Raw genomic sequence first — 11,875 nt, 5'->3', positions numbered from 1 at the left:
AGCGTGAGAGTGGTTAATCTGCACCGTATGATGAAACTGTGAATGTCTGGGTAGCTGCATTGTTGGGGCTGTTCGTGGGGGTGGTCGCGTGCGCGATCGTCGTCAGCATAAAGAATTCTTCCGACGAGACTCAGCCGATTGAAGAGCCGGCGCTCAGTGAGCAGACGCTGAATGTGGTCGATTTGCTGCGCAGCGCTGCGATAATCGTGGACGCCGGCGATCAGGTCATTCACGCCACCTCGGCCGCGCAGACCAGCGGCCTGATTCGCGGCAACAGGATCAAAGATCAAGAGATGCTGGATCTGGTGCGTAAGGTTCGTGAGAAGACGCATCCGGTGGGCACCAACCTGACTATTAGACGCGGGCTGGGCCAGGTGGTTCAGGAGCTTGCCATCCGCGCGGTGCAGATCGATGAGGGCATGGTGATCGTCATCGCCGACGACCGCACGGCGCAGGCCAGGGCCGACGAGATCAAACGGGACTTCACCACCAACGTCAGCCACGAGCTCAAAACGCCGGTGGGGGCGCTGCAGGTGCTTTCCGAGGCCGTCATGGAGGCCGCCGACGACCCGGAAGCGGTTCGTCACTTCGCCACCAGAATGTCAGAGTCGGCAACCAGGCTCGGCGAGCTGGTTCGTCAGATCATCGAGCTGAGCAGGTTGCAGTCGAACGATCCGCTGGCGCGCGCGGAGATCGTGGAGGTGGACGATGTCACTTCCTCGGCAATCGACCAGTGCAAGGTGCTGGCTGACGACCGCGAGGTGCACATGTCGACGGCCGGCCGACGCGGCCTGCAGGTGCTCGGAGACGCCACCCAGCTGACCAGCGCGTTGACCAACCTGATCCAAAATGCCATCAACTATTCGGACAAGGGGTCTCGAATAGCAGTCAGCACGAGGTTCGTCAACGAGTCCGACGACGAGTTCGTCGAGATCAGCGTCGCCGATAACGGCATCGGCATCGAGGCCGAAGAAATGGACCGAATCTTCGAGCGTTTTTACCGGGTTGACTACGCCAGATCGCGTGCAACTGGCGGCACTGGACTGGGGCTGTCGATCGTCAAACACGTCATGAATGCGCACGGTGGCACAGTGAACGTGTGGAGCAAGCCGGGGCAAGGCTCAACATTCACGATGCGCCTGCCGAAGTATATTGAGCTTGTAATCGACAATTTCGTTGCCGAATCCGATTATCGTTAACTTGGAAACCAAATAATCAGGAGCTAAACCAAATGACCCGGATTCTCATCATTGAGGACGAAGAGTCTTATCGTGAAGCCACCTCCTACATGCTGCAGCGGGAAGGCTACGAGGTTCTCGAGGCCGCTGACGGCACTTCCGGGCTGACCGAGTTCGAGCGCGAAGGCGCCGACCTTGTTTTGCTGGACCTGATGATGCCGGGCATGTCCGGCACCGAGGTGTGCAAGAAGATCCGTCAACAGTCCAACGTGCCGGTGATCATGGTGACGGCCCGCGACTCCGAAATTGACAAGGTCGTCGGGCTGGAAATCGGCGCGGACGACTACGTGACGAAACCCTTCAGCCACCGCGAGCTCGTCGCCCGAATCCGGGCCGTTCTTCGCCGCGGAAATGAGGCCGAGCTGAACCCCGAGGTGATGGAGGTTGGCGACGTCCGCATGGACATCGACCGTCACGAGGTAACCGTGGCCAACAAGCCGGTGAAGCTCGCCTTGAAGGAGTTCGAGCTGCTTGAGTTGCTGCTGCGAAACGCCGGCCGCGTCATGACCAGGAACCAGCTGATCGACCGCGTCTGGGGCATGGACTACGTTGGCGACACCAAAACTCTCGACGTGCACGTCAAGAGGCTGCGCAGCAAGATCGAGGAAGACCCGTCTAATCCGGTTAACCTCGTAACCGTTCGTGGTTTGGGCTACAAATACGAGGGTTAATGAACGTAACTGGAATCATCGTCGCGGCAGGTTCCGGCACTAGGCTCGGCAAATCGACGGTCGGTGGCGGCGGGCCGAAGGCGCTCAGGCTGCTGGCCGGGCATCCGCTGGTTCGCTGGAGCGCGCGACGCCTGGTGGCCGGCGGGGTGCAGAAGCTCATCATCGTTTGCTTGGCGGAGCACGCCGAGCGCTTCGAGAGTTGCCTGCGTGATCTTGGCGTCGAGCTGGTCTTCTGCGAGGGCGGAAACACCCGCCAGGAATCCGTGATTTCGGGGCTGGAACACGTCGACGAAAACTGCGATGTCGTGTTGGTGCACGACGCCGCACGTCCGCTGGTTCCGCCGAGCGTCGTGGAGCGCGTGACGCATACCGTCGCAGCTGGCAACCCCGTGGTTATCCCCGTGATCCCCGTTGCCGACACTATTCGTCGTCTCACCGATGACGGCTCCGAGGTGGTCGACCGTTCGTATCTGCGTGCCGTACAAACCCCGCAGGGCTTCGACCCGAAGGTGCTCATCGCCTGCCACGGCAAAAACCTTGGCTCCACGCTCACCGACGACGCCGGCGTGTGCGAGGTTGAGGGCTACGAGGTGAAGCTCGTCGAGGGCGATCAGCTTGCCATGAAAATCACCCATCCGCTGGATTTCGCTATCGCCGAGGCGCTCGCCGCCTCCGGTGCTATTGGCGAACCTTTCGAAAGCTAGGAAAGCATGATTCGAGTTGGCATCGGCACCGACGTACATCAGTTGAAGGACGGTGTAGAAATGCACGTCGCAGGGCTGCATTTTCCCGACGAGCCGAAGGGCCTGGCCGGCCATTCTGACGGCGACGTCGCCGCCCACGCAATGTGTGACGCGCTGCTCAGCGCTGCAGGGCTTGGCGACATGGGCTCCAACTTCGGCACCTCCGAGCCACAGTGGTCCGGTGCCAGCGGCGTAGCCTTCATCCGCGAGACCGTTAGACGTCTCGCCGAAGCCGGTTTTGCGCCGGTCAACGTCGCGGTGCAGGTCATTGGTAACCGTCCGCGCATGGCTGCCCGACGTGTCGAGGCGCAAGACGTCCTAACCGACGCACTCGGTGCGCCGGTAGCCGTGTCAGCAACCACAACTGATGGCCTAGGCCTTACCGGACGCGGCGAGGGTGTAGCAGCAATCGCCACCGCGCTAGTGCAGAGTATTTAACTTTTCTTTCCGATACGTTCTCGTCGGTTGCTGCTTGTGGCTTACTTTGTAGCTGCAGGTCGGTTGCTGGTTTGGTTGCGACTCGTCTGTGGTTTCGTTGAACGGTTTTCGACGGTTGTGGGATTCGGGTCTTTGCGTCACTGGCTACGTGTCTCCGCTCCTCATCCAAGTGCTTTGGCGCTTGGATATCGTCGCTTTCGCCACGCCTTGATGTTTCTTCAAAGACCCGAACTCCCACAACCTCATGCCTTTAGGTGGTCATCCGAATTATTGCGTCAAAAAGGGCTCGTCTACGAGCCAAATCTGCCGCAGTAATGTCGCGACCACTTAATAAGCGAGGCTGGTGGAGCTGGGTTGGCGAGCATCGAGGCGTGTCGGGAGTGATAGCTCGTTAATCGCGAAAGCGATGAGAGATAAACGAAGACACGGCGACTCGCTCGACAACCCAACCCAGGCCAGCAGCCGACCTTAAGCAGCCATGCCGTCAGGCGACCTTCAGCACCCAGGCCAGCAGCCGTCGGAAACCGTCCAACGAAACCAGAGTTAGAAGCGGCTATTTAACCGTGTTGCTTGGCGCGACAAACGTGTTGCATGCGCCCATGGAAGTCTCTTGGGTTCCGGTGGTGTACCAGCGTTGACGGCTTTCGCCGCGCCCATGGTTGCCGACGGCGTTGGGGTCGCCGGTTAGTGCGTCGTCGCCGAGGGTTGAGAAGAAGCTGGCGAGGCGTCGCTGGTCGCTTGCGCCGATGCCGATGGAATCGTTGACGGACGAATTGAACTGGCCCGCCCAACAGTCGGCCTGAACCTCGGTGCGGCGGGAAAATTCGAGGGCGTCGAGCTCACTCAACTGCTGCTCGTAAGCGCGCTCGGAGATAAGAATGCCTGTGCGTCCCTGGATGGCGTGGCCAAACTCGTGGGCCAGGACGCTTTCCGCGACGAACGGCACGTCGAGGTATTCGCGGGGGAAAATGTCGGCGAGCCGCTTGGCGAAGTACACCTGCTGGTCGGCGGCACAGTAGGCGGCGTTGTATTCGGGCATCTCGCCGCATGCGGTGTAGATGGTCCCGTCGTAAACGGTGACGGGCGGGCGCACTGCGGTGAAGCCGGCCCCCTCGATGGCCGGGCCGAAGACCCGCATGAGGCATGAGGTGTAGTCGTTCAGGTGCTGTTCGATCTGTCTTGCGGAGGCGCGGGATAAATCTATCGGGTTTATGTCGCAGCGAACCGGGCTGAGCACCTGCTGATCATAGATGGGATTGTCCACCAAGAACGACTTCGCCTGCTCGTACGTAGCGGGGGACGGCAGTGCTGGCGGGCGCGAATCGGCCTGTGGAATCTGGTAACTCTCGTTGTTGTAGTGCTCTTGGATGCGGCTGTCGCTGGAGACGTCCCCGTCGGTGAGCATGCCCACCAGGTTCAGGAAAGTGTAGATGATAAACAGCGCGGTGCCGATCCACCTGAGTAGTTTGGCGAGCGGGTTGATGCCTTTCCGGCTGCGTCCGCGTTGTTGTGTGGGCAGAGGCCAAGATTGGTTGCTGACTCGCCGACGCCGCCCACCTGCCGAACCAGACGGGAAAGTCGCCCACGGATTTCTGCTGCTCACTCAACCAGACTACACGGCTTAGTTATTGATCGTCCGGGCGAGCGATGCTGTTAATCTGGTTGATAATTGCTCGTGCTATCTAGGAGCCATCGTGTCTTTCAAGCACCGCCGCGGCGTCACCGCGCAGCTGGCCGTATTTTTGTGTGCCCTGCTGGCGCTTTTCTGTGTGCCGGTGGCCCACGCCGATCCGAGCGTTGCAGAAACTTTAGAGGTGTCGGGTTCCGTCGACGAGGACGGCACGCTGCACGTCAATCAGAAACTGACTTTCGCGGACGCGGCTCCAGATATTACCCAACGCATCGAAAACACGCTGCCTGCCTACGACTACGCGAACTACGTTTTCGACATTTTTGATGTCTCCGCCACAGCTGACGGCACCGATTTGGGTGCCGAGGTGAGCGAGGACGAGGGCTACACGGTCATCCAGGTTAGCGGCTCCAAGGCCGGCAAAAAGCCGATCGAGATCAGCTATTCGGTTCGCGGCGCGGCTTTCAAAGGTGAGCGCGTCGAGGGTTCCGACCCGTTGACGACAGTCAACTGGCGGGTCGTCCAGGGCCTGTCCGTTGGTGCTAAGAAGGTGACGGGCGAGGTCAGCACCGGCAGGGCACTCGTTGCTGACGTCGATTGCCAGGCTGGCGCCCCGGCAGCCCTGGTCAGTTGCGACACTTTTGCGGCCTCCACCTATCAATCGCGCTACCCGAGCTTCACCAATAGGGCTTTGGGCGCCGGGCAGGTCGTTCAGCTGGAGTTCAAGCTGAAGGAGTCGATCGTCAAACCTAACGAGGTGCTCGAGGAGGAGTGGACGCTAGATCGCGCCTTCTCCGCTAACATGCCGTATTCGCTGGTGGCGCTGGCAGTTGCTCTGGCTGGCGCGGGCGCTCTGCTGTTGCTGCACTGGCACCGCGGCAGAGACAACAACCGCGACACCGAGCCGGCCCTGATCGCCGAGTTTTCTCCAGTGGCGGAGGGCCAGGTTTCGTTCATGCTGCACGAGGCCGTCCGTCCGGGCATGATCGGTACGCTGCTCGACGAGCAGGTTGATCCGGTGGACGTGACCGCGACGATTCTAGATTTGGCACAGCGCGGGCATCTGCTGATCACGGAGTTGCCACGCGAGCGTGAATTCGCCAGCACCGAGTGGCGCCTGGATCGTCTCGAAGGCTCCGATCATCTTCTCGACTACGAGCGGGAGCTGCTGGACGCCATCGTTCCGGCTGGCGCTGCGCCCGTAAGGTTGTCTGCTCTGCCGAAAACAATCGGTGACTCCATCGAGGGGGTTCAGGACAAACTTTACGAAGAGGTCGTCAAGCAGGGCTGGTTCAAGTCTCGCCCCGACCGGGTGCGGAGCGGATTCCAAACCGTGGGCGTCGTCACCCTGATTATTTCGTTGGTGACGCTTGGCCTGCTGGTTGCGTTCACCAAGTATGGCCTAACAGGAATCGCGTTTGTTGGTTTCGCAATTGGCCTGCTTTTTCTTGCCCAGGTGATGCCTAGACGCTCGGCGAAGGGCAGCGCGATTCTTCGCGGCCTCGACTTGCTATCTCTCCAGCTTCAGACCCAGTCGACGCAGATGTTCGGCGACGACGAGCTGAAGGAATACTCGAAGGTACTTCCGTACTCCGTTGTCCTAGGTTCTCAGGACCGTTGGGTGAACGCGTTCGGCAAAGCCGACGACGACCCCGGAGTCGCCGATCCCAACGACATCGACTGGTACCACGGCCCAGCCAACTGGCAGCTGCAGGACCTGCCGGCCAGCCTGGATAACTTCGTCACCACCCTTGAAGGACGCCTGTACTCCAGGGGCTAACCGCAAATACCCAACACCCTCGTGTGACGGTATTGGGCTGCCAGATTTCTCGAGGTTTGTGTCTGGCCTGGACTTTAATGGTCGGTTTCTGGTCTGGGTTGGGTTGTCGAGCGAGTCGCCGTGTCTTCGTTTATCTCTCATCGCTTTCGCGATTGACGAGATTTCGCTCTCGCCACGCCTCGATGCTCGCCAACCCAACCCAGCTCCACCAGCCTCGTTCAGTTAAGTGTTCACCGCGCTATTGCGGCAGATTTGGCTCGTAGACGAGCCTTTTTTGACGCAATAATTCGGATGACCACCTAAAGGCATGAGGTTGTGGGAGTTCGGGTCTTTGAAGAAACATCAAGGCGTGGCGAAAGCAACGGCATTCAAGCGCAATAGCGCTTGAATTAGGAGCGGAGACACGTTGCCAGTGACGCAAAGACCCGAATCCCACAACCGCCGAGAAGCAGCAAGGCCTACCGCCAACCGAGAATGTCCAAGCTAACCACCAACCAAGAGCACCAAGGCCAACCAACACGTCGTCGAAAATAACGGGAACAGAAAAGTTCGTAGTCGAATGTTTTGGCTCCCGCTAACTAGAGAATTATTAACGGGTGCAGAAAAGCTCGAGTACGGACATTTTGGTTCCCACTGATCTGTTGATGTCCGATATGGGAGCCGGATCTAAACCGGGATGGTGGATTCTTCTTCCTCGCCCAGGTCTAGGACGTCGTTGATGAGGGTGGAGGAGTCTGCGTCGAAGAGTTCCAGCAGGCGAGCGGGCCAGACTTCGTTTTGGGCGATCTCCTCGGGGGTTAGCCAGGCAAACCCTTTGACGGACTCTTTTTCGTCCGCGGTGAAGCCGGCGTCGGAGGGGGTGAATTTCGCCTCGAGGTCTAGGCGGTAGAAGAACTCTTCCTGGATAAGGATCCGGTCGGAGTACCCGTGCTTGACGAGTCGCCTGGCGATGGGCCCGACCAGCTGGCCCGGCTCGACGTCCAGCCCGGTCTCCTCCTTCATCTCGCGAACGGCGGCGGTGACTGCGTCCTCGCCTTCGTCGATGCCGCCACCCGGGGTCACGTACCAGTCGCTGCCGGGAATGCCCGGGTCGGAATCGGCCTCCAAAAGGACGGTTCCCTCGGCAACGACCAGAACCCTTGCGGCCTTGCGTCGTTTTATGGGACGAAGGCTCGGATCCGCTACTTTTTCGCCTCTCATGCATCGCAGTCTAGAACAATCGGGGCACAAAATATCGCCGGCCACTAGGGCATGTGACCGGCGATATCTAGCTATTGGTTATTTGCGGTCTTCGAAGTCTTCCTCCTCTTTAATGGCAGGCGAGACCCCGGAGGTCGCCGCCTCGACGGTCGGCTTCGCGTCGGGGTACTTGCTGAGGTAGAACCTGGCGATCATGCGGGCGACCTGCTCGTATGTGACGGTTGCGGTGTTTATCACCATGTCGTAGTACTCGTCGGAGTTCGGGTCCCACTGGTACAGCTTGTGGGACATTTCGGCGCGGATGCGGTCTTCAGCCTCGCACTGTTCTTGAGCCTCGTACGCGGGCAGTCCGGTCTGCTGCGAGACCCGCTCGATGCGTTTGCCGATCGGAGCGACGAGCCGGATGTGCATTGCGCCGACCACCTTGCCGAGCACCAGCGCGCCGTTGCGTCCCAGCAGGACACCGCCGTTCGACACCGCCTTGAGCACGGTCTGCGTGTTGTTGCTGGCCATGGTGTGGTCGTATGCCTGGTCTGCGGCCGCAGAAAGCAACGAATCCTGCGTGCCCGTGTAGCTGATCTTTCGCAGCCAGCGGTCGAAGCCGGAGTCCGAGATGAGCGCGGAAGCGTCCACCTTGGCGAGCTGTTCGGAGCTGAACGCCTGCTGGACGAACGGCACGCCCAATTCCTTCGCAACCATCGGGCCGATGTCGGTGGCGCCCGAACCACGCAGCCCGAAGAGCGTCACGATTGGGGGAGCCCCGGTGCCTGCCTTGCGTAGCAGTGTGGTGCGTCCGTCACCAACCTCTTTTTCGACGACGACGGCCTCGGTTTCGACACCCGCAGCCTCAGAGACCGCGGACTGGGTGCGTCGCTCGTTGAGTTCGCTGACGATCTGCGCGTGCAAGTCGGCGGAAAGCGGGTAGCGCAGCATGATAATCACCGCGATCAGGGCTAGCGCCGCGGGCAGCAGGCCGATCGCCACTTTGATGCCCAGCTGCACTTGCTCAATGTCTGCTCCGGCCTTGTTGTAGCCGAACAGGCCGATGACGAACGCACCGGCCCAGCCGCCGAGGCCCTGGCCGCACTTACGGATGAACGACAGCACGGAGTAGGAGCCGCCCTCCGCGCGGACGCCGGACTTCCATTCGCCATAGTCGACGGTGTCGGCCTGCATGGAGAACATCAGCGCGTTGGTGCCACCGGAGGCGAAACCGAACAGGAACCAGGCGATGATCGCGATGGGTAGGCCCCCGTTGGGCACGAAGAAGATGAGCACGAACGAGATGGCCGTCAATACCGCGCAGTACAGGTAGCCGTTTCGCTTGCCGAAACGAACCGTGATGGTGGGCACGATCGACGCAACGATGATTGTGCCGACGGTCTGCGAGAGCATCAGGAATACCCAGTAGCCGGCGCTGCCAAGTATTTCTCGAGCGTAGTACATGCCGACCGCGTTCATCGTGAACATTGCGGCGAGGACGAAGAACGCGCCAGAACACAGAATCAGGAGCGGCTTGTTCTGGCCGACCATCTTGAAGGTGCGCTTCATGGACATCTTGCCGGTGGAGCGCGGCACGACTTCTTTGCTCTTTGCGAAGCAGATCAGGTAGAGGATGATCGCTACGACGGCGATCGCCGCCATGATTATCGTGAATTTCTGGCGGATGCCGTCGGCAGCGGTGTCCTGGAACTGCGGTGCGACGACCAGGGACAGGATGACGCCCGTGGCTGAGGAGGCGATCGAGCGCGCGCCCGAGAGCCTGGACCGGTCGACGGGGTCCTGCGTCATGGCGGCGGACAGCGAGCCGTAGGGAATGTTGGTAAACGAGTAGCACAGCTGGAAGGCGCAGTCGAAGAGCAGAACCCACGCAACTACGCGGGCGCTGCCGTCAGGTGCCCAACCGTAGGGGACGCTGAACAGCAGCACGAAAACTAGCGCTAGCGGTCCGGACACCCAGAGCAGCCACGGCCGCAGCGTGCCCCATCTGGTTCGCGGCCTGTCGACCACTTGGCCAGCGGTCAGGTCGCAGATGCCCGCCCACACTTTGGTGATCAGGTAAATGGTTCCCGCGATTCCCGCACTGATGCCCGCGATGTCCGTCATGAAGATCATGAGGAACATTGACGTCATCAGGAACGAAAGGTTGTTGGCTACGTCGCCAAGCGAATATGCCAGGACTGTTCCGCCCGAAAGTCTTTTGCCTGCGACGCCCTTGCCGCCTTTATTTGCCGGTTTAGCCTCGGCAACCGATTTTTGCGCCATTGCACTTACTCCTTGCCGACTGTCATAGTCGAGACCAGAAGACGCCGTTATCGGCGCCGCCTAATGTAATAGAAGCTAATCCAAATGCCGCGCGGCTGCTGCTGGTTACCTTTTGTTGCCAAGGGAAAAAGGGTAACCAGCAACTAGTTGTTTTGCTGGAGAATCTGATCTGCCATCACGATGCGGTACGAGTAGCCCTGTTCTGTCAGGAAGCGCTGGCGGTGGGCGGCGAATTCGGCGTCGGATGTGTCGCGGGTGACGACGTTGTAGAAGTGCGCTACCTTCTCGGGCTCTTCCGGGTTTGGACGAAGCAGCCGGCCCAGCCGTTGGGCTTCCTCTTGGCGGGACCCGAACGTGCCGGATACTTGGATGGCCACTTGAGCAGCGGGCAGGTCGATGGAGAAGTTGGCCACTTTGCTGACCACCAGCAGGTTGATCTGGCCGGTGCGGAATTGTGCGTAATATTCCTCGCGCAGCTTGTTTGGGGTTTTGCCGGTGATGAGCGGGGCGCCGATCTTGTCCGCCAGCGCCTCGAGCTGGTCTAGGTATTGCCCGATGACGAGCGTCGGCTCGCCCTCGTGCAGCGCGAGCAGGTCTTGCACCGCGTGGGTTTTAGCGTCCGCGTTGGCTGCCAGCCGGTAGCGCACGTCCTTCTCGGAGGTGGCGTATAGCATCTTTTCGTCGGGGTCTAGGTCCACCCGCACCTCGACGCAGTCGGCGGGGGCGATGTAGCCCCGTTTCTCGATTTCGCGCCAGGGCGCCGCGTAGCGTTTCGGCCCGATGAGGCTGAAGACGTCGGCCTCGTGGCCGTCCTCGCGAACCAGGGTTGCGGTGAGCCCGAGACGTCGCCTGGCCTGCAGGTCGGCGACCATCCTGAAAACGGGCGCGGGCAGCAGGTGCACCTCGTCGTAGATGATCAGGCCCCAGTCGCGGGCGCCGAAAAGCTCCATGTGGTGGTGGAGGCCGTCGCGCTTTGTGGTGAGCACTTGGTAGGTGGCGATGGTGACCGGACGAATCTGCTTGAGCGAGCCGGAGTATTCGCCGATCTCGTCGGGGGTCAGTGTTGTGCGCGCGATCAGTTCGTCGCGCCACTGCCTGGCGGCGATGGTGTTGGTGCAAAGAATTAGCGTGGTGGCTTTGGCCAGGTCCATCGCAGCCGCACCGACGATGGTTTTGCCCGCCCCGCACGGCAGCACGACGACTCCGGAACCGCCCGCCCAGAAGCTATCGGCGGCCTCCCGTTGGTAGTCGCGAACCTGCCAGCCGTCCTCCAGAAGGCTAATGGGGTGGGCCTCGCCGTCCACGTACCCGGCCAGATCCTCGGCCGGCCAACCCAGCTTAAGCAGCGTGTGCTTCAGTTCGCCGCGCTCGGACGGGTGCACGATGACGGTGGTGTCGTCGATCTGCGCGCCCAGCTGCCCGTCGGTTTTGGGGTTTTCCACGATCTCTTTCAGCACGCCTGCGTTTTTGGACGCCAGGATCAAGCCTTGGGTGGGGTGCTGTTCAATGGTGAGCACGCCGTAGCGGCTCATGGTGTCGGTGATTTCGATGAGTAGGTGAGCGGGCACGGGGTAGCGCGACCAGGTGAGCAGCGCGTGCACCACCTGCTCGGCGTCTAGACCAGCGGCGCGCGCATTCCACAGCCCTAGTGGCGTGATGCGGTAAGTGTGGACGTACTCGGGTGCTCTTTCGAGCTCCGCGAACTGGGCGATGTCGCCGCGGCAGGCGGGAGCGTCGGGGTGGTTGATTTCGAGCAGCAGCGTGCGGTCGGACTGCACGATCAGCGGCCCTGGCGAATTCTGAGGCTCAATAAAACTCATCACCTTCCAGTATCGCGCTGCGTCAAAAAATTGCGCACGAATTGTCACGAAACAGCCACAGCAGCCAGGCCATGTGGGCAACTGTGTGTC

Annotated in this window: 9 protein-coding genes; 5 read left to right on the top strand and 4 right to left on the bottom strand. The window is 60.7% G+C overall.

The window, feature by feature from the left end; genetic code table 11:
• Window positions 1-38 precede the first annotated feature (38 nt).
• The 4 genes from G556_RS0102860 to ispF are packed head-to-tail and all read left to right on the top strand — an operon-like array spanning window position 39 to window position 3,090.
• A complete protein-coding gene (locus tag G556_RS0102860) occupies window positions 39-1,199 on the top strand; it encodes a sensor histidine kinase (RefSeq protein ID WP_028821690.1) in 1,161 nt (386 codons plus the stop codon).
• A 32-nt stretch (window positions 1,200-1,231) separates the two neighbouring features.
• On the top strand, window positions 1,232-1,909 hold the full coding sequence (locus G556_RS0102855; RefSeq protein ID WP_016454974.1) for a response regulator: 678 nt from the start codon (window positions 1,232-1,234) through the stop codon (window positions 1,907-1,909).
• On the top strand, window positions 1,909-2,613 hold the full coding sequence (gene ispD / locus G556_RS0102850) for a 2-C-methyl-D-erythritol 4-phosphate cytidylyltransferase (RefSeq protein WP_028821689.1): 705 nt from the start codon (window positions 1,909-1,911) through the stop codon (window positions 2,611-2,613). The genes G556_RS0102855 and ispD overlap by 1 nt, the downstream gene beginning before the upstream one ends.
• 6 nt (window positions 2,614-2,619) lie before the next feature.
• Window positions 2,620-3,090 carry a 2-C-methyl-D-erythritol 2,4-cyclodiphosphate synthase gene (gene ispF / locus G556_RS0102845; protein ID WP_028821688.1) on the top strand — a complete coding sequence of 157 codons (471 nt, stop codon included), beginning with the start codon at window positions 2,620-2,622 and terminating at the stop codon, window positions 3,088-3,090.
• Window positions 3,091-3,643: 553 nt separating this feature from the next.
• Here ispF and G556_RS0102840 read toward each other — a convergent pair.
• On the bottom strand, window positions 3,644-4,693 hold the full coding sequence (locus tag G556_RS0102840) for a neutral zinc metallopeptidase (protein WP_155941724.1): 1,050 nt from the start codon (window positions 4,691-4,693) through the stop codon (window positions 3,644-3,646).
• Window positions 4,694-4,784: 91 nt separating this feature from the next.
• Between G556_RS0102840 and G556_RS0102835 the strand changes: the two genes are divergently transcribed.
• Complete coding sequence (locus G556_RS0102835; protein ID WP_162139744.1) at window positions 4,785-6,500, top strand: DUF2207 domain-containing protein; 1,716 nt, start codon at window positions 4,785-4,787, stop codon at window positions 6,498-6,500.
• 666 nt (window positions 6,501-7,166) lie between these two features.
• Here the strand turns inward: G556_RS0102835 and G556_RS0102830 are convergent.
• From G556_RS0102830 to G556_RS0102820, 3 genes are all read right to left on the bottom strand, one after another.
• The gene (locus G556_RS0102830; RefSeq protein WP_028821685.1) at window positions 7,167-7,700 is read right to left on the bottom strand and encodes an NUDIX hydrolase; all 534 of its coding nucleotides are present in this window, start codon (window positions 7,698-7,700) and stop codon (window positions 7,167-7,169) included.
• 78 nt (window positions 7,701-7,778) lie between these two features.
• Complete coding sequence (locus G556_RS0102825; protein ID WP_028821684.1) at window positions 7,779-9,965, bottom strand: cytidylate kinase family protein; 2,187 nt, start codon at window positions 9,963-9,965, stop codon at window positions 7,779-7,781.
• A 143-nt stretch (window positions 9,966-10,108) separates the two neighbouring features.
• Window positions 10,109-11,785 (bottom strand): DNA repair helicase XPB, encoded by a 1,677-nt coding sequence (locus G556_RS0102820; RefSeq protein ID WP_028821683.1) that lies wholly within the window; start codon window positions 11,783-11,785, stop codon window positions 10,109-10,111.
• Window positions 11,786-11,875 lie beyond the last annotated feature (90 nt).

The sequence above is a fragment of the Propionimicrobium lymphophilum DSM 4903 genome, from assembly GCF_000423485.1.
Classification (GTDB): domain Bacteria; phylum Actinomycetota; class Actinomycetes; order Propionibacteriales; family Propionibacteriaceae; genus Propionimicrobium; species Propionimicrobium lymphophilum.
Note: the sequence above shows the minus strand (reverse complement) of the source record. Positions and strands in the feature narration are given on the sequence as shown.

Coding starts and splice junctions, on each gene's coding strand:
- G556_RS0102825 (WP_028821684.1), bottom strand. CDS start 9,965: ATGGCGCAAAAATCGGTTGCCGAGGCTAAACCGGCAAATAAAGGCGGC.
- G556_RS0102830 (WP_028821685.1), bottom strand. CDS start 7,700: ATGAGAGGCGAAAAAGTAGCGGATCCGAGCCTTCGTCCCATAAAACGA.
- G556_RS0102855 (WP_016454974.1), top strand. CDS start 1,232: ATGACCCGGATTCTCATCATTGAGGACGAAGAGTCTTATCGTGAAGCC.
- ispF (WP_028821688.1), top strand. CDS start 2,620: ATGATTCGAGTTGGCATCGGCACCGACGTACATCAGTTGAAGGACGGT.
- G556_RS0102820 (WP_028821683.1), bottom strand. CDS start 11,785: ATGAGTTTTATTGAGCCTCAGAATTCGCCAGGGCCGCTGATCGTGCAG.
- ispD (WP_028821689.1), top strand. CDS start 1,909: ATGAACGTAACTGGAATCATCGTCGCGGCAGGTTCCGGCACTAGGCTC.